This is a genomic window from Lysinibacillus sp. YS11, from assembly GCF_002896375.1.
Lineage (GTDB): Bacteria > Bacillota > Bacilli > Bacillales_A > Planococcaceae > Lysinibacillus > Lysinibacillus capsici.
Genome location: NZ_CP026007.1, coordinates 2,760,221 through 2,779,396, shown reverse-complemented (window position 1 = coordinate 2,779,396; position 19,176 = coordinate 2,760,221). Strand labels below are relative to the sequence as shown.

21 protein-coding genes are annotated in these 19,176 nt (G+C 38.9%); 18 read left to right on the top strand and 3 right to left on the bottom strand.

Annotation, left to right across the window (positions count from 1 at the left end):
• Positions 1-26: 26 nt before the first annotated feature.
• From LBYS11_RS13820 to LBYS11_RS13750, 15 genes are all read left to right on the top strand, one after another.
• Complete coding sequence (locus LBYS11_RS13820; protein WP_048392353.1) at positions 27-587, top strand: nitroreductase family protein; 561 nt, start codon at positions 27-29, stop codon at positions 585-587.
• A gap of 13 nt (positions 588-600) precedes the next feature.
• Positions 601-1,137, top strand: coding sequence for a cob(I)yrinic acid a,c-diamide adenosyltransferase (locus LBYS11_RS13815; protein WP_048392354.1), 537 nt, complete (start codon positions 601-603; stop codon positions 1,135-1,137).
• An 88-nt stretch (positions 1,138-1,225) separates the two neighbouring features.
• Positions 1,226-2,725, top strand: coding sequence for a cobyric acid synthase (locus tag LBYS11_RS13810; RefSeq protein ID WP_103118383.1), 1,500 nt, complete (start codon positions 1,226-1,228; stop codon positions 2,723-2,725).
• Positions 2,722-3,558 carry a class I SAM-dependent methyltransferase gene (locus LBYS11_RS13805; RefSeq protein ID WP_103118382.1) on the top strand — a complete coding sequence of 279 codons (837 nt, stop codon included), beginning with the start codon at positions 2,722-2,724 and terminating at the stop codon, positions 3,556-3,558. Before LBYS11_RS13810 ends, LBYS11_RS13805 begins: the two co-directional genes overlap by 4 nt.
• A 98-nt stretch (positions 3,559-3,656) precedes the next feature.
• On the top strand, positions 3,657-4,589 hold the full coding sequence (gene rnz / locus LBYS11_RS13800; RefSeq protein ID WP_103118381.1) for a ribonuclease Z: 933 nt from the start codon (positions 3,657-3,659) through the stop codon (positions 4,587-4,589).
• Positions 4,590-4,911: 322 nt separating this feature from the next.
• On the top strand, positions 4,912-6,906 hold the full coding sequence (locus LBYS11_RS13795) for a methyl-accepting chemotaxis protein (RefSeq protein ID WP_103118380.1): 1,995 nt from the start codon (positions 4,912-4,914) through the stop codon (positions 6,904-6,906).
• A gap of 65 nt (positions 6,907-6,971) precedes the next feature.
• Positions 6,972-7,202, top strand: a complete 231-nt coding sequence (locus tag LBYS11_RS13790) for a hypothetical protein (RefSeq protein ID WP_009370265.1) — start codon at positions 6,972-6,974, stop codon at positions 7,200-7,202.
• 115 nt (positions 7,203-7,317) lie between these two features.
• On the top strand, positions 7,318-7,899 hold the full coding sequence (locus tag LBYS11_RS13785) for a TetR/AcrR family transcriptional regulator (RefSeq protein WP_103118379.1): 582 nt from the start codon (positions 7,318-7,320) through the stop codon (positions 7,897-7,899).
• 81 nt (positions 7,900-7,980) lie between these two features.
• Entirely contained in the window at positions 7,981-9,360 is a 1,380-nt protein-coding gene (locus LBYS11_RS13780) for an MDR family MFS transporter (RefSeq protein WP_103118378.1), read from the top strand.
• An 88-nt stretch (positions 9,361-9,448) separates the two neighbouring features.
• Positions 9,449-10,069 (top strand): sporulation-specific diadenylate cyclase CdaS, encoded by a 621-nt coding sequence (cdaS, locus tag LBYS11_RS13775; protein ID WP_054549207.1) that lies wholly within the window; start codon positions 9,449-9,451, stop codon positions 10,067-10,069.
• Positions 10,070-10,169: 100 nt separating this feature from the next.
• Positions 10,170-10,613, top strand: a complete 444-nt coding sequence (locus LBYS11_RS13770; RefSeq protein WP_004231341.1) for a MarR family winged helix-turn-helix transcriptional regulator — start codon at positions 10,170-10,172, stop codon at positions 10,611-10,613.
• Between the two features lie 58 nt (positions 10,614-10,671).
• Complete coding sequence (locus LBYS11_RS13765; RefSeq protein WP_103119093.1) at positions 10,672-11,613, top strand: ring-cleaving dioxygenase; 942 nt, start codon at positions 10,672-10,674, stop codon at positions 11,611-11,613.
• Between the two features lie 16 nt (positions 11,614-11,629).
• A complete protein-coding gene (locus LBYS11_RS13760) occupies positions 11,630-12,685 on the top strand; it encodes an LLM class flavin-dependent oxidoreductase (RefSeq protein WP_103119092.1) in 1,056 nt (351 codons plus the stop codon).
• A 13-nt stretch (positions 12,686-12,698) separates the two neighbouring features.
• Positions 12,699-13,265: an NADPH-dependent FMN reductase gene (locus LBYS11_RS13755; protein ID WP_103118377.1), complete on the top strand. Its 567-nt coding sequence runs from the start codon at positions 12,699-12,701 to the stop codon at positions 13,263-13,265.
• A 355-nt stretch (positions 13,266-13,620) separates the two neighbouring features.
• Positions 13,621-14,295 (top strand): serine/threonine protein kinase, encoded by a 675-nt coding sequence (locus tag LBYS11_RS13750; protein WP_103118376.1) that lies wholly within the window; start codon positions 13,621-13,623, stop codon positions 14,293-14,295.
• 371 nt (positions 14,296-14,666) lie between these two features.
• On the opposite strand, the gene LBYS11_RS23700 is transcribed toward LBYS11_RS13750, so the two are convergent.
• Positions 14,667-14,825, bottom strand: coding sequence for a hypothetical protein (locus tag LBYS11_RS23700; RefSeq protein ID WP_233732031.1), 159 nt, complete (start codon positions 14,823-14,825; stop codon positions 14,667-14,669).
• Positions 14,826-15,049: 224 nt separating this feature from the next.
• On the opposite strand from LBYS11_RS23700, the gene LBYS11_RS13740 reads away from it, so the two are divergent.
• Both LBYS11_RS13740 and LBYS11_RS13735 read left to right on the top strand, forming a co-directional pair.
• On the top strand, positions 15,050-15,265 hold the full coding sequence (locus LBYS11_RS13740) for a DUF3955 domain-containing protein (protein ID WP_103118375.1): 216 nt from the start codon (positions 15,050-15,052) through the stop codon (positions 15,263-15,265).
• 379 nt (positions 15,266-15,644) lie between these two features.
• Positions 15,645-15,923: a YuzB family protein gene (locus LBYS11_RS13735; protein WP_103118374.1), complete on the top strand. Its 279-nt coding sequence runs from the start codon at positions 15,645-15,647 to the stop codon at positions 15,921-15,923.
• A 49-nt stretch (positions 15,924-15,972) separates the two neighbouring features.
• Here LBYS11_RS13735 and namA read toward each other — a convergent pair whose 3' ends face one another.
• Both namA and proC read right to left on the bottom strand, forming a co-directional pair.
• On the bottom strand, positions 15,973-16,983 hold the full coding sequence (gene namA / locus LBYS11_RS13730; protein ID WP_103118373.1) for an NADPH dehydrogenase NamA: 1,011 nt from the start codon (positions 16,981-16,983) through the stop codon (positions 15,973-15,975).
• Positions 16,984-17,031: 48 nt separating this feature from the next.
• Positions 17,032-17,835 carry a pyrroline-5-carboxylate reductase gene (gene proC / locus LBYS11_RS13725; RefSeq protein WP_004231357.1) on the bottom strand — a complete coding sequence of 268 codons (804 nt, stop codon included), beginning with the start codon at positions 17,833-17,835 and terminating at the stop codon, positions 17,032-17,034.
• Between the two features lie 347 nt (positions 17,836-18,182).
• Here proC and LBYS11_RS13720 point away from each other — a divergent pair, with 347 nt between their 5' ends.
• Positions 18,183-19,172, top strand: a complete 990-nt coding sequence (locus LBYS11_RS13720) for an MBL fold metallo-hydrolase (protein WP_199768262.1) — start codon at positions 18,183-18,185, stop codon at positions 19,170-19,172.
• Positions 19,173-19,176 lie beyond the last annotated feature (4 nt).

Sequence of the window (19,176 nt, the reverse complement as noted above, 5' to 3'; positions counted from 1 at the left end):
TTATAAGCGCACAAGGAGGAAGCACTATGACTGTCATTGAAGCATTAAAAAAACGTCGAGCAATTCGTAATTACACGACACAACCAGTAGAGAAAGAAAAAATTGAGCAAATTTTACAGGCAGCAACCTATGCACCAAATGACCGGATGCGTGAGCCCTGGCATTTTTATGTCATTCAAGATGAAGCCATGAAGCGTTATGAAGAAATGGCAAGTGCTTATTTACAAGAACGCTTTCCCACGAAGCCAAATTTAGTGGAAAGTTCATTAAAGGTTGTACAAACAACCCCTGTAGCCATTGTGGTGACAGCTGACATAGTAGAAGGGGACACAGATGCGACAGAAGATAATGTCTTTGCTGTATGTAGTGCCATTATGTCTATGTGGTTGACAGCAGAGGAGCTAGGTCTTGGCTTTGTTTGGCGTACACGTGGTGTTGGCCTTGTACATGATCCTCGTATGCATACGTTTATTGGTGCAAGCGACGCTCAAAAAGTAGTTGGTACAATATTTATTGGCTACCCACAGGAGCAAGAACAAACAGACAAGAAACGAACACCGTTTGCAGAAAAGACAACATGGCTGTAAGGAGGCTATCAGCATGGCAAGAAAAGGCTTGTTTTTAGTATATACAGGTGAGGGTAAGGGCAAAACGACAGCATCTCTTGGCGTTACATTGCGTGCAGTTGGTCGAGGCTTAAATGTGCGTTATCTGCAGTTTATCAAATCCCCAGAACGTACTTATGGAGAGCAAATTGCCCTTCGTAAGCTAGGCGTAGAAATGGAACAAATGGGCATAGGTTTTACATGGACAAAAACACCTGAGGAGCATCGAGCTGCATTAGCCAAGGCTTGGAAAAAAACGAAGGCAGCTCTACAGGATGACAGCATTGATTTATTGGTCTTAGATGAACTCAACAATGCCCTAGCGATCACCAAGTTTCCAATCGATGATGTCCTTCCCCTAGCAGAAGTCATCGAGGCAATCCAACACCGCCCTTCTACAATGCATTTGGTTGTCACAGGACGAAGTGCGAATCCAGCATTACTAGCAATGGCTGATTTAGTGTCAACCATTGAGGCGACAAAGCATTACTATGATGAAGGGATTCCAGCGGTGAAAGGGCTCGAATTTTAAAGCCCTTTACAATTGCTGGAGGAAATACACACGAAGCGAAAACGAATACATGCGTTCTGCCATAGAATAATTACGGAGGAGAGTGACTATGCCAGCAAAATCAATCATGATTCAAGGAACAGCTTCCGATGTTGGAAAAAGTATGATTTGTACTGCACTATGTCGTATATTTTCAGATGATGGACTGAAGGTAGTCCCATTTAAATCACAAAATATGGCTCTTAATTCATTTGTTACAAAGGATGGCGGTGAAATCGGCCGTGCACAAGGGGTACAGGCAGAGGCGGCTCGTGTTGTTGCAACGACAGATATGAACCCTATCTTGCTGAAACCGAAGCAAGATATGATGTCAGAGGTTATCGTTCATGGTAAGCATTTTTTAAATATGGATGCCAAAAGCTACCGCAATAATTTTGTGCAAGAAGCGATGCCAATCGTAGAAAAATCAGTTCGCACGCTTCAACATACATATGATGTTATTGTCCTAGAGGGCGCTGGTAGCCCAGCAGAAATTAACTTAAAGGATCGCGATATTGCGAATATGCGAATGGCTCATTTAGCAGATGCAGCGGTAGTCCTCGTTGCTGATATTGATCGTGGCGGTGTCTTTGCCTCGATTGTTGGTACACTGGCATTGTTAGATGAGGAAGAACGAGCACGTGTTAAGGGATTAATTATCAATAAGTTTAGAGGCATGCGTGAATTACTGGATGATGGTTTGGCATGGGTGGAGCGCGAAACTGGTATTCCGGTACTTGGTGTGATTCCTTATGTCGATGTCAATATTGAAGCAGAGGATTCTCTTGCATTATCGTCACTACGTTTTAAAAAACCAAAGCCAGGCGAATTTGCTGTAGATGTAGCCATGATTCGTTTACCTCGTATTTCAAACTTCACCGATATTGATCCATTTTTCGATGAGCCTGAGGTGGGTGTACGTTTAATTGGTCATGTCAATGAATTAGGTACACCAGATTTACTCATTCTGCCAGGAACGAAAAGTACAATGGATGATTTAGCTTGGCTAAAAGCACAGGGCTTCGATCAAGCCATCACACATTTACGTGAGTGCGGTACTAAAATTATTGGCATTTGTGGCGGTTTCCAAATGCTTGGTGAAACATTACTTGATCCAGAAGCAGTGGAGGGGAATGGTGAATCTGCAGATGGTCTTGGGCTATTACCGATGGAAACCATTTTTGTAGGCAATAAAAAAACGGTGCAAATGACAGGCGTAAGAGGGCAGGACATATTGACAGGCTATGAAATCCATCTAGGGCGTACAAAAATTTTACGTGGTGCGGTATCACCGTTTTTACTATTAGAGGATGGAAGAGAAGATGGTGCGGTTAGTCAAGATGAGCAAGTGATTGGCACATATTTCCACGGCTTGTTCCATAATCGTCCCTTTACCCGCCAACTCGTCAATGAAATACGAGTGAAAAAAGGGCTAGCAGCTTTACCAAGTGATGTGAAAAGTGACGCAGAACGAAGAGAAGATGCCTATAATATGTTAGCCGACCACGTTCGTGCAAATCTTGATATGAAAAAAATATATGAAATATTATCGTTAGAGGTATCTATATGACGAGAAAAGGACCGTTAGCCATTAACTATGAGGCATTATGGCAGGAAGGCATGAAGGACTGGCATGGCAATATGCCTGAACGAATGGTGAATGATCAGCTAGAGGAGCAATTTTGGGCCCAATCAGTGGCACGTAAAAAAGTGGGACAAACAGATCCTTATGCTGCATTGATTTTTCAGGAGCTTCAAAAAAAGATTGAACCTCAGCATTCTGTATTAGAAATTGGTCCTGGGTGGGGCAATTATACATTTCCATTAGCTGATAAAGTAAGGAAGCTCACATGTGTGGATAGCTCTGAAAGCATTTTGCATTACTTACAGCAGTGTATGCCGCAGGAGGAGCACGTTTCCTATATTCATGCAAAGTGGGAAAGTTTAGAGCATGATGAGATTGAACCACATGATATCGTCTTGGGCGTGAATTGTTTTTACCGAATGTATGAAATAAAAGCAGCTTTATATCACATGAATCGGCTGGCGAGAAAGCGTGCTATCATTGGGATGACGACAGGCCCCATTCAGCCACACTATGAAAAGTTATATGAAAAGTATGGTTATGACATTAAATTTCCGCGCAGAGATTATATCGAGTTTTTGAATCTACTCTATGAAATGGATATTTATGCGGATTGTCAGATTATCCCTCTAGAACGTGTCTATGAATATGAAAGCTATGAGCAGCTTGTGACAACGCAGAGTAAAAAAATATTAACGACGAATTTTCAGCGAGTCCATGTAGAAGAATCACTGCTACCTTTTATCGAAGAAAAGGATGGACGTTATTATTATCGTCATGATTTCCATGCGGCGCTTGTTTCATGGCAACCAAAATAATCAAGAAACCTTTGGAGAAACTGTACACCAAAGGTTTTTCTTATGGGAATGGATAAGGTACAATAAAATGATATAAATAAGAAGTGAGGTGGCTTATGTTGCAGCTACATTTTCTAGGGACAGGCGCAGGCATGCCTTCAAAAGAACGAAATACAAGTGCTCTGATGGTAAAGCTATTAGACGAAGTGAGTGAAATGTGGCTATTTGACTGTGGGGAGGCGACACAGCATCAAATCCTTCATACGTCGTTAAAGCCACGGAAAGTGACGAAAATATTTATTACACATTTACATGGGGATCATATTTTTGGACTTCCAGGCTTTTTAAGCTCGCGTTCCTTTCAAGGTGGGGATGAGCCGCTAACGATCTTCGGACCACCTGGCTTACAACAGTGGATTGAACAAACATTGGCCCTATCAAAAACCCATTTAACATATCCTTTACGCTTTGTAGAAGTACAAGAAGGCATTATTTTTGAGGATGCTCATTTTACAATTCATGCTAAGGAATTACGCCATGTTGTACCTTGCTATGGGTATCGTATCGAACAAAAGGATTTACCAGGCGAATTATTAATCGACAAAGCACAGGCACTTGGTGTTCCAAAGGGACCTTTACTAGGTCAATTAAAAAATGGCCACGATATTGTACTTGAAAATGGTGATGTGGTACTTGCGAAAGACGTGGTGGCACCAGCCAAAAAGGGCTTTACATTGTCAGTCTTAGGCGACACGAAATATTGTGAAGAAGCAATCCAATTATCAATGGGTGCTGATATCATTGTCCATGAAGCAACTTTTGATGGTACAACAACAGATTTAGCAGCAAGCTACGGTCATGCAACAAATGTGGAGGCAGCAAAAGTCGCACAGCAAGCTGGAGCACACTATTTATTATTAAATCATTTAAGCGCACGTTTTCTTCCATATGACTTACCTCAATTTTTAGCTGAAGCACAGGGGATTTTTCCGAATACATTCCTAACAGCTGATCAAGCCGTATATACATGGCAACATAATAAATTATTTTGATATAGTTATTAAGTAAGAAACATCTATTAGAGGAGATTCTTCTATAGATGTTTTTAGTTTATAGTCCTAAAGGTGTGTAGATAATTTTGTTTAAATATTACTGTTTAATCATGAGAATAATCCTTTTTTGCATGCCTCTACTAGTACAAAATAGTTAGATTTATCCTCCTGGCTTATCTATTTCGGAATTTTTACAAATTAATGACAATTTAAACTTCTTCAAAAATTATTATTTTATATTTAATAAATTGTTAATGAAATATATGGAAGTAATATTGTATGATGAAGTGGAAATAATCGTAATTTTTAGGGGGATCTCATCATGAGAAAGTCAATGAAATGGAAAATGCTTCTGGAGATTATGGGCATTGTGGTGTTCATTATAGCGGCATTTTCTATTTATGTTTATCAAGCTACATATAAAAGTGAAAAAAGCAATGGAGAAGCAATCGCCAACTCCATTGTCATGGGGTTGGAAGGAGCGATTCAATCTAGAGAAAAAGCAGAAGAAATTATGGAAAAAGAAATGATTGCCGAGTCTGTAATGGCTTCTTACATTATTGACAAAGGTGCTACATATGATGATTTAAAGGCCATTGCTGAGCGTGGTGGCATCGATGAGATTTGGAGTACAGATGATAAAGGGAATACAACGGTGACATCAGTAGCTCCAACTGTTGATTTTAACTTTGGCGCTGATCCAAACGGACAAGCTGCCGAATATATGCAACTTTTAGATGGAAGAGCGAAAGAAATTGTCCAAAAAGCACAAATTCGCGATGTCGATGATCAATTTTTCAAATTTGTCGGGGTAGGTAGCTGGAATCCGGCAACTCCACAAATTGTACAGGTGGCTCGCCATGGACAGCAGCTACTAGATTTAGAAGCAAGTATCGGCAGTGAATCTTATATCGATCAACTGAACAACTATTTATCCTCAACCGTATTATTCGCCGCTATTGTAGATGAAAAAGGCCAAGCCATTGCCGCTACAGCAAAACAAAATTTAGCGAATATTGGTTTTGAGCCAGCCCAATTTTCAGCACAAAAGTCGACTGAATTTTCAGGACGCTACGATGGCACACGTGTCACGCAATATGTAAAGCCATTATCAAACGGTACATACTTAGCTATTATTGTATCCAATGCTATCCTCTCACAAATTTTGGTAGGCACAATTGTAGCTTCATTGATCGTTGTCTGTGTGATTTTCTTCACTACGGGCCTGTCTATTTCAAAGCAAGTATCGCGTATTTTAAGCGTGCGCAATTCCTTAGAGGAAATTAGTAAAGGAGAAGCAGATTTAACCAAGCGTATTCCAATCCATGCAAAGGATGAGATTGGCCAATTAGTGACATCATTTAATGGGATGATGGATAATTTCCAACAAATTATGTGTGAGATAAAGCAAGGGGCCAATCAAATAAAAGAAGCTACCTATACAATTCAAGAAAATGCTCATGAAACACTTGAATCAGCCGCAATTATCCAAGGAGAATCTAGTCAGGTGGCTCAGGCCTCCTTTGCACAACAGAATAATACGGCAGACAGTGCGCATTCAATGGAGGAATTGGCGCGCAGCATTCAATATATTTCGGAATCCATAGCAGAAATTTCTAGTATTTCACGTAATACCGAGGAAAACGCAGATAATGGATTACAAATTATGCAGTCCTTACAAAAGCAATTAGTAACTGTTCATGAGAAAACGAATTTTGCGGTGATTGGAACACAGGAGCTTGAAAAACTATCTACAATGATCGGGGAATTTACCAATGTGATTACGGGAATTTCTGATCAAACGAATTTACTGGCATTAAATGCATCTATTGAAGCGGCGCGTGCTGGTGAAGCGGGGAAAGGCTTTGCCGTTGTAGCTGAAGAAGTTCGGAAATTAGCTGAAGATTCTAAGAGTGCGGCGGATAGAATCACCCAGGTGGTGATGAATGTCCAAAAGGAAACAGCCAATATTGTGGCAACCATCCAAGCAACAGCAGATGTCTTACATACAGGACGTGCTATCGTACAAGAAGCACAGCAATCGTTTGAAGGAATTCATAATGATGTACAGGTGTTAGCAACACAAGTGGATTTAGTATCAAGCTCCACTGAGGAAATTGCTGCTAGTACAGAGGAAGTAACAGCTACCATGGAAGATGTTTCGCTCTTGGCTAAGCAGACATCGCAAAGTGTTGATGCCGTTGCTCAAAAGGCTAAACATCAAGCGGAAAATATGGAGAGCATGACCGCATTTATCGACCAATTAAATACAACAGCGGCAAACCTCCAACTATCAGCAGGCAAATATAAAGTATAAAAGGAAAAATATAGTACGATAAATCACTAGATTCCCGTATAATTGAAAAAAGGGGTGTGGTTTAAATGAATCAACAAAAGATGCCGCCAGCATTATTACGATTAATCGTCATTTTTCCCAATGTGCTGAGCTATTTACTATTATTCGGTCTAATTATTTTTGTCATGACAAATTATGAAACATTAAAAGCAACAAATAATTTAACTGTGTGGATTATTTTTATTGTCGTATTAGCACCCGCTGCTGCCTACACGACTTTCAGCATCGTAAAGAAAATCCGAGCAGGGCATATGTAACTCACAAGTGTTGTTATTAGAGCATGTTCTAATAACAACACATTTTTTTTTGACAAATTGGGTTCAATCCTCTATATTTTTGTTAGTCATAACTAACATTTAGAGGGCGTGTAAAATGAAAAAAGATACAAAGGATAAAATTCTTGCCGCTGCAACAAGCTTAATGACTGAAAGGGGCTACTCCAATGTCTCTGTGAAAGACATTGCTTTAACTGCTGGAGTGAGTGAAATGACTGTTTTTCGTCATTTTGAAACAAAAATGGGGATTCTACAAGCTGTGCTAGATAGAAATTCTTATATTCCATACTTTGAACAGTTATTTGCTCGAGATTTATCAGGAAATCTAGTGAATGACTTACAGCAAATTGCTAACGCTTATCTAGCTTTTATGGAAAAAAATAAAGCGACATTTCTCATTACTACACAAGATAGAAGTATACTACCAGGAGTAATGGAGCTTATTTCGGATAGCCAAACCAAACAATTACTAAAATTATTGGAAGGTTATTTTCAAGTCCAAATCCAACAGAGAAAGATGAAGGATATTGATACAAATGGGCAGGCCACTGTTTTTTTAACGAGCCTTTTCGGTTTCTTTGTATCCAATGCATTTTGGGATGATCATTTTTTAAAAAACCAAAAGGAAAGTTTTGTTGATCATTTAGTAGCTACTTTTGTGGGTGGAGTCTGTATTTAATGCTCTACCCACAAAGCTTTCATATATTTTTTAAATAAAATGTTAGTTATAACTAACTAACAAATTAAAGGGGATTCAAACATGAAGGAAAAAAGAAATGTTATAGTAGCAATTTTACTATCTGCAGCATTTGTGTCCATTCTCAACCAGACTTTATTACTCATAGCTATGCCGCCCATTATGGAAGATTTTAAGATTCATGCTAACTTAGCACAATGGCTCACGACGGTTTATTTATTGACGAATGGAATTCTCATCCCCATTACAGCATTTCTAATCGGTCGTTTTTCAAATCGATTGCTGCTAATCGTTGCCCTCACGTTATTTAGTATCGGTACATTTTTAGGTGCCTTTGCACCAACTTTTACAATTTTGCTTCTCGCAAGAATTATTCAAGCAGCTGGAGCAGGGGTGATTATGCCGTTAATGCAAACGATTTTATTAACGATGTATCCAAAAGAAAAACGGGGTTCGATTATGGGGCTAGCGGGTCTTGTAACAGGTTTTGCGCCAGCAGTTGGCCCAACTTTATCTGGCTGGATTTTAGAACACCTTACATGGCGACATTTATTTTTTACTGTCCTACCTGTTTCGGTCATTGTGTTAACAGTAGCGACGATTTTTATGAAAAATGTAACGACTACAAAAGAGGGAAAGCTAGATGCTCTTTCAATCGTGTTCTCTTCATTAGGGTGGGGAGGTTTGTTATATGGTTTTAGTATTGCAGGAACAGCAGGCTTCCAGTCAATGCAGGTTGGTGTCACATTAGGGATGGGTGGGACGATGTTAGCTTTATTTATTAGGCGACAGCTACGATTACCCAAACCCATGCTTGAATTTCGTGTCTTTCAATCTACTATGTTCTCTATCACAACCTTCTTATCAAGTTTGGTCTATGCCATTATGATTGGTACACAAATACTATTAACCTTTTATATTCAAAACGTGCGTCAACTTTCTGCACTTGAAACAGGATTAGTTTTATTAATTGGTGCTCTAGTGATGGGCTTTATGTCTCCAGTGACAGGGAAGATTTTCGATAAAGTTGGAGGAAAGGGCTTAGCACTAGTAGGATTCACATGTATTTTTATTGGAACAAGTCTGCTTACAGTGATATCAATGAATACGAACCTTTTGCTACTGGCAGGGGTGTTTACGATGATTTCCTTTGGGATTTCAATGATTATGATGCCCCTAACAACGGCTGGCATGAATGCGTTACCTACATATTTAATGGCCCATGCAACAGCAATGACTAGCACATTGCGTATGGTTGGGGGTGCATTAGTGACGGCATTACTTGTAACCATCATGAGTACTGTGACTACTTTACAACATGAGTTGGGAGAAGCTGATGCGATGCTAAATGGTATTCGAACTGCTTTTATTGCCACAACGATTTTAAGTAGCATTGGACTACTATTGTCTCTATATGTAAGGAAAGGGCCAAGTACTCATTAACCTCTATTTCTAATACGCATAAAAATAGCCTAAATAGAGAAACTAAGGGGAGAAGAGGCTTCACGATTTTAGAAAAGAGGTGCTTTTTGTGGATCCAACAAATTGTGATTTTTCACCAATGAAAGAAACTTTAAAAGATGAGCTTCTCGAAGTGATCATGTCCTTACAGCAGAGTGTGCAGGAAATGGATACAGATGCAAATTGTCTCCTCGGTAATTTTGAAAAAATTAAAGAGAAGTTTATGACAATTGAAATGAAAGCTGCAACGTTCTATTTAAATTGTTATCTTTCCCCGTTTACTGAAAAGTATCCAGAGCTATCACACAGTGTGCAAAATATGTCTTTGAGAAGGCATGGTGGTTTAATTGTTATTCAAAGACAGGATGCTTTAGAGAATTTAATTCAGCCTGGTATTCATATTGGTGCAGATTTAACCCATTCTTTATTAGAATCTATTTTCTTCCCTGGTAATCCCCTTCACGATGGAGCGGTACTTGTCCATCAAAATCAAATTGAGTCAGCTGCCAATGTACTGCCATTGTCAGAGCGGTATACAGGGGAAAAGAAGTTAGGAACAAGACATCGTGCAGCGCTGGGATTGAGTGAGCAAAGTGATGCACTTGTAATGGTTGTATCAGAAGAAACGGGTAGAATTTCTTTTGCTCTTAAGGGCAATTTATATCCTGTTACAACACCTGGCATCATATAGGGGGTCTCCCTATGTTAAAAAAATATCTTGAATTCGAGATATTTTTCTTGCGGAAGTATCACTTGCGTGGTAAAGTGATAACTGAAGGGAGGGTGAAGTCATGAGAAATCATACACTAGGCACCTTAACGTGGATTCGGATGATGCGCTTTACAACGCAAAGTAATCAGTTATCGAATGAATTTTTAAAACGTTTCGACTTAACGACAGCACAATTTGATGTGTTAATCCAGATTAAAACATATGCCCCGATTACACAGTCTCAATTAGCAGAAAAAGTAACTGTAACACAAGGTGGCATGTCTCGCATGCTTGCCCGACTAGAAAAAGAGGGACTAATCGAGCGTAAACAAAATTGGAAGACGAAAACCATCTCATTGACATCAAAAGGGGAGCAAATGATTGATGCAGCAACACCTAGTCAACTTCACTTCCAGTCTTCGTTTTTTGAAGAAGTATTAACAGCTGAAGAAATTAAATCTTTATATATTGCGATGACAAAGCTTGAAAAACATAGTCGAGAAAAAAAATTGCCACCCGTGTAATTTTTTTTGTAAAATCACTTGCTTAGTCAAGTGAAAATAATGAGGAGGAACAATTATGATGAACAAATTAAGCGGACACCATCATATATCAATGCTAACGAAAAATGGTAAACAGAATAATCATTTCTACACAACTATTTTAGGGTTACGACGTGTGAAAAAAACGGTGAATCAAGACTCACCTTCCATGTATCACTTATTTTATGGAGACTTAACAGGAGCAGCAGGTACAGAATTAACATTTTTTGAAATGCCTGTTGCAGGACGTACAGTGCGAGGGACGAATGCTATTACGCGCATTGGCTTACTTGTACCTAGCTCCGAAAGCCTACTATATTGGAAAGAACGCTTTCAGCAGCTAGAGGTAGAACATAGCGAAATCACTACTTATGCAGGCAAAGAGGCTTTATTTTTTGAAGATCATGAAGGTTTACGGATGGTATTGTTAAACCACCAAGGACAAGAAACCCCTGCTCAATGGCAACCATGGGATGGAAATGATATACCGCAGGAACATCGTATTTTAGGCATGGGAACTATTGAAATCACTGTGCGATATTTATCAAGAACGGTCAATTTATTACAAGATTTATTTCACTATACAGTTATTGCAGAAAAGGACAAAGAAACGGTCCTACAATCGATAGAAGGGGAAGTGCTTGGCGAGATTGTTGTCAAAGAATTAGAAGGACCAAGCGAGAAACCTGGTAAAGGCAGTATTCACCATCTTGCGTTACGTGTTGCAACCGTTGAAGAATTACAGCAATGGGATACCAAAATTAAGGAGCTTGGATTGGATAGTACTGGTGTGGTTGATCGTTATTATTTCCAAAGTCTATATTTTAGAGATCGTAACGGTATTTTATTTGAAATGGCGACAGATGGGCCAGGGTTTACGGTAGATTCAGCAGTCGAAGAACTTGGCAAAGAGTTAGACCTCCCGCCATTTTTAGAAGAGAGACGTTCAGAAATTGAAGCTATTTTAGAACCGCTAGAATAAGGAGAGATAACACATGATGGAAAAATATCGTATTGATCAAGCACAAGGACTCGAATTCGGACTGTACTCTTTAGGTGATCATATCCCTAATCCGCTAACGGGCGAGCGTATTTCTGCTCAACAACGACTAAAAGAGCTAGTCGAGGCAAGTCAATTAGCAGAGCAAGCTGGAATTGATGTATTTGGCATAGGTGAAAGTCATCAGTCTTATTTTACAACACAGGCACATACGGTCGTGTTAGGTGCTATCGCACAAGCAACTTCGACCATTAAATTGTCTAGCTCCGCAACCGTATTAAGTGTTTCAGACCCTGTACGAGTATATGAGGATTTTGCCACAATTGATTTATTATCAGATGGTCGTGCAGAAATTGTAGCAGGACGTGGTTCACGTGTAGGTGCCTATCACTTATTAGGTGTTGATTTACAAGATTATGAAGAAATCTTTGAGGAAAAATTAGAGCTTCTTATGAAAATCAATGACGATGAGCTTGTGACTTGGGAAGGGCAATTTAGAGCACCTCTCCACCATGCACAAATTTTACCGCAGCCAAAAAACGGCTCGTTGCCAATATGGCGTGCGGTGGGTGGACCACCTGCCAGCGCCATTAAAGCAGGTTATATGGGCATTCCGATGATGCTTACAACATTAGGTGGACCTGCTATCAACTTTAAACCATCAGTGGATGCCTATCGCGAAGCGGCAGAGCGCAAAGGCTTTGACCCAAATGAATTACCTATTGCCACAACAAGCTTGTTTTATGTAGCAGACACAACAAAAGAGGCATTGCAGGGCATGTATCCACATTTAAACGGTGGTTTCCAAGCTATTCGTGGTGGGGGCTATCCAAAGCAACAATTTGCACAAGCGCCTGATACACGTGATGCTTTAATGGTGGGCAGTAAAGAGCAAATTATTGAAAAACTACTTTATCAATACGAACTATATGGCATGCAACGCTTTATGGCACAAATCGATTTTGGTGGCGTACCATTCGAAAAATTGATGAAAAATATTGAAATCATTGGTAATGATATAATTCCAGCGATAAAAAAACACACAGCAAAATAAGGAGTGGCTCATTATGAAAATTGTCGCACTTGCGGGTTCTATTGTCGGCTCAAAAACAAGAACAGCTACGCAAAAAATGGTCGAGATGTTACAAGAAAAATACCCACAGCATGAAGTAACATTACTAGATCTTGCTGACTATCAGCTAGTTTTTAGTGATGGACGTAATTACTTTGACTATGAAGGCGATACAAAATATGTGACGGAAACCATTATGGCTGCAGATGCAATCGTTATTGGGACGCCAACATTCCAAGCATCTATACCAGCTACATTAAAAAACATCTTTGACCTTTTACCTGTCAATGCCTTCCGCGATAAAGTCGTCAGTGTTATTGTTACAGCAGGTACATCCAAGCATTATTTAATGGTGGAACAGCAACTAAAGCCGATCCTTGCTTATATGAAAGCGCACATCGTACCGACCTATGTATTTATAGAAGAAAAGGATTTTTTACGTAAAGAAATTGTCAATGATGATGTCCTTTTTCGTTTAGAACGGTTAGCGGAGGATACCGTGATGGTTACAGAGGCTTTTGCAGTTATTCGAGCCAAAAAAGATGCTGAATATGATTTTTAAAGATTAATAGAAGAAACGCTGTGAAGTAGTCTGACACAGCGTTTCTTTTTGTGTCAAGGCTAGCTATAAGTTCGTGACAATCATGATAAAAATAAAACCCAAATCACTTTGAGTTTTTAATAAAGGTGGTTAAGGGTAAATAGAGGATAGAACTGGTTCTTCTGTAGCTAACAAAGCCGTATACTTTCATATGGAGAAATGGATATAGAAACTTCTAGTAGTTCCCAACGTTTTAAAATTAAAGAGTACGTGTAGGAAACTTGAGATTTGAATATTGTTAGGGGCGATATAGAATCCCTACTAAAGTAATTATATAGTGTAGTATACTTCAATGCAAATGATGGGAGAGATGGAAATGGAAAACGATTGGGATAAAGCTATAGGTTCTCTTTCTAAAATAAACGTTTATTCAAATCCAAATAACGAGCCGGTTACCATAAGTGGTGAAGCTGATGATTTGAAATGTATAGGTGTTGGGACAGATGCGGCTGTTTTTCAAGCTCTTTCCGCCCCAGCGTATGCATTTAAACTATATGCCAAAGACAAAGTGCACAAAGTAAAAGTTGAAGCAAATGTGTATCAAATACTTGGAGATTCACCTTTCTTTTCAACATGCTTTGCTTCACATGACGAATACCTTGTTTTAAGTTACGAAGAAGGAAAAACGCTTTTTGATTGCATTCTACAAGGTATTCACATTCCAAAACAGGTTATAAATGAAGTAGAGGATGCAAGAGAATATGTTCGGAAGAAGGGCCTTAACCCTCGTGATATTCATTTGAAAAATATTTTGCTACAGAATGGAAGGGCAAAAATAATTGATGTCTCTGAGTACACACTACAGGGTAATGATCATCGATGGGAGCATTTAAAAAAAGGATATGAGCAATACTATCATTTAATTGATGGAAATTCTGTGCCGTTTTGGTTAGTAGAAACAATACGAAAGTGGTATAACCAGCGTGGAAAGAATACTTCATACGAAGAGTTTACAAAAAATATTTTAAAGTTTCTATTAAAAAATAATTGAACTTACGGGAGCTACCTTTTACGAGATGCTTTAATAGAAATAAAGAAAACAGACAACAAAATTTCATTGACTGTTTTAAAAAATACTTATTCGCTTATAATAGTGGGTTTATCGAATGAGACAATATCAATAATATGGTCTAAACAAACAATCTGATAATGGAATAGCTCCTTGTAGGAATAGATATCGAGAGCTATAGTTCCTTTACTTATAAAATCTAAATAAGTTGATTTTGTAAAAAGACGTACTGAGTTACCCAAGAAATCATCTTCTTGATTGACAAAATGAAATGATTCGTCAAAAACAGTATAGGCTACATATGAATCGAATTCTATATGTATGACCGGTAATGTCTTATCAATTTCAATAGGTTAGACATCATTTATAGTATATTCCTCAAAACTTATATCCTCGCTTTCGGCGCTGACGGAAGCTCTAGAAATAGAAACTCTCAAAGAGTTTGTCCCTGGCTCTACTATATTATCTAAAAACAAATAACCTTTCCATTGCATTAAATCTTCATAGTTCATACAAATCACCCTTCCATATTATCACTTGAGATTATGGTCATTTTATAGTTAGAATTTCAAAATGTCAATTTTGAGATTGGTTGAATTAGAATAAAAATTTATTGATTATCAATAAAAAATGATTGACTTAGAATATATTTTGGATTTATGATTGTTACAGCGAGTTGTAGAAAGCTGCCGTGTAGGAATTAAACATAAAAATATTTAGGAGAGAAGAAAAAGTTATGAAAAAATATATTTTTGCATTAATGCCAATCATATTAGGCGTACTTAGTTTTTTAATCTTTATGGTGAAAGGGAGTAATGTAGCACCTGATGGTACATTAGAAGAACCATTCTTTCTTATTCCAATAGGATTTTTATTGTTATTTATTGGATTTATATGTGTAGTAGGGGTGGCGTTAAAATCGGTTATTAAAAAGACACAATACGTTAAATAAGAGATAAAACAACCAGGTCATACATAAGAGGCTTGGTTGTTTTTAATATTTACTTTATAAAAGCACTACATTTGTGTGGGAGTTTTGTTTACACGATGTATGGATCAGACTGATGATTTGATTGAACAACATAAATAGCTATTTTAGTTGACTGCAAAATTGTACTTGAAGGTTTTGCAAGATAAGTTTGTAACTACCTTTTTTAAGGCAGTCATCTTCGTTTAATGGTTGTACATTAATTTCATAAGAAAAACTTATGTTGATTGAGCTGAAAGATTAATAGTATTTTATGATAATCATTTTGCTTAACGCTACAGTTTTCATGAAGTTTATGGAATTGTGGTATGATTATTTTTAGAGAGTAGGGGGGTCAATAAACATGGTATTTTCTCTTTTTAAAAAAAAGAAGGAACCACAGCAGCTAAAAAATAGAGTGGAGTTTTGTATCACTAATTTAGCACTTGGTGCGGCAGATGCGTATGATGTATTAGTGGAACGGGATGATATTGAGATAGAGGAGTCTGGTTGTACATCCCATTGTGAAATCTGTGAGCAAGGTATTTTTGCAATAGTAAATGGAGAAGTCGTGACAGCAGATGACGCGGAGACATTGGTACAGGCTATTGATGAAGAATTAAAACAAAATCCACTTTTCTAATGAAAAAACAGCTTGCTGGAGCACAAGCTGTTTTTTGATGGAAATGTAATTACCAACCACGGACGTATTGTACGGGAGGCTGCACGTCTTCTCCTAGCTCTTTAGCTGCATGTAGTGCCCAGTAAGGGTCTCGTAATAAAACACGCGCTAAGAATATTAAATCTGCACGATTATTTTGGAGTATCTCTTCGGCTTGAATGGCTGTGGTAATAAGACCAACTGCACCAGTAGGAATATCGGCCCCATGCTTAATTGCTTCTGCATGTGGTACCTGATAGCCTGGAAAAACATTGATGGCTGCTGGTACAACGCCCCCTGTTGACACATCAACTAAATCAACACCCTGAGATTTCATCCAGCGGCTAAAAACAATAAAGTCATCCATTGTTGTACCATCTTCCGCATAATCTTCCGCAGAGACACGTACCAATAAAGGACCATCCCATACACTGCGAACAGCATCGATGACTTGACGTAGAATGCGATATCGATTTTCCTGTGAGCCCCCATATTGATCTTGACGTTTATTCGTAGCAGGTGATAAAAACTCGCTAATTAAATAGCCATGTGCGCCATGAATTTCTAGTACATCAAAGCCAGCCTTTGCGGCACGAATAGCTGCTTGTTTAAATGCCTCGATGACATAGTGAATGTCCTCTTCTGTCATTTCTGTTGGCGTTTTATAGTCTGAACTAAAGGCAATAGCTGATGGAGCAAAAATTTCGCCATCTACTGTTGCTTTGCGACCAGCATGTGCAAGCTGGATGCCTGTTTTAGCGCCGTACGCTTTCATCCCCTCAACTAATTGACTTAATCCTTCAATATGTGCATCATCCCAAATCCCTAAATCCTTATTTGAGATACGACCTTCTGGCACAACACCAGTAGCTTCTAAAATGATTAAGCCTACTTGACCAGCTGCACGTGTTGCATAATGGACCAAATGAAAGGGTGTTACCATGCCATCGTCTTGTGCTGAGTACATGCACATAGGTGCCATCACAACACGGTTTTTTAAGGTGATAGATTGCAATGTATAGGGTTCAAATAATTTACTCAAAATAAAGCCTCCTAATTCCTAGTGATACACTCTATTTTGCACATAATGCTACCCATTTGCAAGTGAACGAGATCGTGCCTCGGCTTCTTTAATGCAAGCTTCGATGGCTTCATTAAATTGATATTGCTCTAATGCCTGTATCCCTGCCTCCGTCGTGCCACCAGGACTCGTCACCTTTTTGCGTAAGACATCTGGTTCATCTAATGACTGCTTGAGCATCTCAGCTGTCCCCGCAAGTGTTTGAGTCATCAGCAAGCGCACCGTATCTTTCGATAAGCCTACCTTCGTCCCTACTCGTTCAAATGCTTCCATTAAATAATAGATATAGGCAGGGCCGCTACCTGAAAGGGCTGTGACTGCATGTAACTGATCTTCATCGACTTCAATAACGGAGCCAACAGCCTCTAATAACTGGAGGAATAGGATACGCTGGTCTGCAGATACCTCGTTATTGAATGCAATGCCACTTGCTGACATGCCGATTGTAGCGGAAGTATTCGGCATCACCCTTGCTACTGGGCGACTCCCTAAAAATTCTGTAATCGTATCAATCGCAATGCCTGCTAAAATAGATAGTACAGCAGTGTGCGCTGTAAGTTTAGGCTTTAAATCACACATAGCAGCAATAGCATCTTTTGGCTTCATCGCTAAGATAATCAGATCTGCCTGTTGAAAAATCGCAGGATCAAATACACAATGGACACCATATGTTTCATGTAAGAAATGTAAGCGTTCCTTGTCTGAGCGATTGGTGACGTAAATTTCCTGTGGTGTGAACACCTTTTGTTTAATCCAGCCTTGCATCAATGCTTCCGCCATTGAGCCTGCACCGATAAATAATATTTTTTTCATGAACAAAACCTCCAGTTCAAAATAAAAAAGCGCTCTCGTCCTTATCTAGAAGGACGAAAACGCTCTCGTTTCCGCGGTACCACCTTTGTTTGCCAATTGTTGGCACAACTCTTAGCCCTCTTATCGCAAGGGAAACGGTTATGTTTGCATAACTGCTCAGAAGTAGGTTCGGTAATGGGAGCGGGTGATGTTACTCTCAGCAAATGTAACACTCTCTAACACCTTCACCAGATACGTACTCGTCTTCTTCAACGCACATAAATAATTAGATTATTCAAAATTATAGTGAGGAATAGGCAACCTGTCAACAGGAGGATGACGAAAACAGAAAAAACTTGTAAAATAGAATGAATCAGTATTCACAAGTGCGTGAAAAGGGGGAGACAACTTTGTCTATATACAAAATAGAAATACCAACACCCTATGCAGTAGGGGATGTCAATGCATTTATTGTAAAAGGCGATGCACTTAGCATTTTTGATGTTGGCCCAAAAACAATGGAAGCCTATGATGCTTTAAAATGGGGGATTCGAGCAGCAGGCTTTGACATGCAAGATATTGAACAGGTTGTGTTAACCCATCATCATCCAGATCATGCGGGATGGGTCGATGCTTTTCCATATGCAGAAATTTTAGGGCATGCCTATAATGACAAATGGCTTCGTCATGATGAAGACTTTTTACGCTATCATGAACAATTTTACAGTGAACGTTTATTGGAGCATGGGGTACCACAAGAATATATTGCAAAAAGTGTCCATGTTCGTCGTGAATTGGAGCTTGTAGGGGAACGACCATTAACGCAAATTTTGGAAGATGGAGATGAAGTTCCTGGGCATCCAGGATTAAAGGCAATCGAAACATTAGGTCACGCACAAAGTCACTTCATTTTTTGGGATGAAAAAACTCATGATGTGATTGGTGGAGATTTATTGCTTGAAAAAATAACGCCCAATCCATTAATAGAGCCACCATTGGATCGTACTGTAGGACGTACAAAATCTTTACTACAATATAATGCATCCCTTGAAATTCTACGTCAATTACCTGTCAAAATGATGCATACAGGGCATGGAGCAGAGCTAGAGGATATTCCGTTGTTAATTGATAAACGATTAGAGCGACAGCACCAACAATCAATGAAAGTTTTTGAATTATTAGGCGATGATCAATTAACAGTTGTCCAAGTAACAAAACGCTTGTATCCGGCTATCTTCCAGCATCAGCTTGGTTTAACTTTATCTAAAACACTTGGTCATTTAGATTACCTAGAGGCCAATGAGTATATTACGTCAACAAAGACAGAAGCAGGTATCTATTTATTTCAAAGGAAGTAGGTTT

Bases quoted from the DNA above. Each gene is read 5' to 3' on its own strand.
- LBYS11_RS13820 (WP_048392353.1), top strand. From the start codon at position 27: ATGACTGTCATTGAAGCATTAAAAAAACGTCGAGCAATTCGTAATTAC.
- LBYS11_RS13815 (WP_048392354.1), top strand. From the start codon at position 601: ATGGCAAGAAAAGGCTTGTTTTTAGTATATACAGGTGAGGGTAAGGGC.
- LBYS11_RS13810 (WP_103118383.1), top strand. From the start codon at position 1,226: ATGCCAGCAAAATCAATCATGATTCAAGGAACAGCTTCCGATGTTGGA.
- LBYS11_RS13805 (WP_103118382.1), top strand. From the start codon at position 2,722: ATGACGAGAAAAGGACCGTTAGCCATTAACTATGAGGCATTATGGCAG.
- LBYS11_RS13795 (WP_103118380.1), top strand. From the start codon at position 4,912: ATGAGAAAGTCAATGAAATGGAAAATGCTTCTGGAGATTATGGGCATT.
- LBYS11_RS13790 (WP_009370265.1), top strand. From the start codon at position 6,972: ATGAATCAACAAAAGATGCCGCCAGCATTATTACGATTAATCGTCATT.
- LBYS11_RS13785 (WP_103118379.1), top strand. From the start codon at position 7,318: ATGAAAAAAGATACAAAGGATAAAATTCTTGCCGCTGCAACAAGCTTA.
- LBYS11_RS13780 (WP_103118378.1), top strand. From the start codon at position 7,981: ATGAAGGAAAAAAGAAATGTTATAGTAGCAATTTTACTATCTGCAGCA.
- LBYS11_RS13770 (WP_004231341.1), top strand. From the start codon at position 10,170: ATGAGAAATCATACACTAGGCACCTTAACGTGGATTCGGATGATGCGC.
- LBYS11_RS13765 (WP_103119093.1), top strand. From the start codon at position 10,672: ATGAACAAATTAAGCGGACACCATCATATATCAATGCTAACGAAAAAT.
- LBYS11_RS13760 (WP_103119092.1), top strand. From the start codon at position 11,630: ATGGAAAAATATCGTATTGATCAAGCACAAGGACTCGAATTCGGACTG.
- LBYS11_RS13755 (WP_103118377.1), top strand. From the start codon at position 12,699: ATGAAAATTGTCGCACTTGCGGGTTCTATTGTCGGCTCAAAAACAAGA.
- LBYS11_RS13750 (WP_103118376.1), top strand. From the start codon at position 13,621: ATGGAAAACGATTGGGATAAAGCTATAGGTTCTCTTTCTAAAATAAAC.
- LBYS11_RS23700 (WP_233732031.1), bottom strand. From the start codon at position 14,825: ATGAACTATGAAGATTTAATGCAATGGAAAGGTTATTTGTTTTTAGAT.
- LBYS11_RS13740 (WP_103118375.1), top strand. From the start codon at position 15,050: ATGAAAAAATATATTTTTGCATTAATGCCAATCATATTAGGCGTACTT.
- LBYS11_RS13735 (WP_103118374.1), top strand. From the start codon at position 15,645: ATGGTATTTTCTCTTTTTAAAAAAAAGAAGGAACCACAGCAGCTAAAA.
- proC (WP_004231357.1), bottom strand. From the start codon at position 17,835: ATGAAAAAAATATTATTTATCGGTGCAGGCTCAATGGCGGAAGCATTG.
- LBYS11_RS13720 (WP_199768262.1), top strand. From the start codon at position 18,183: ATGAATCAGTATTCACAAGTGCGTGAAAAGGGGGAGACAACTTTGTCT.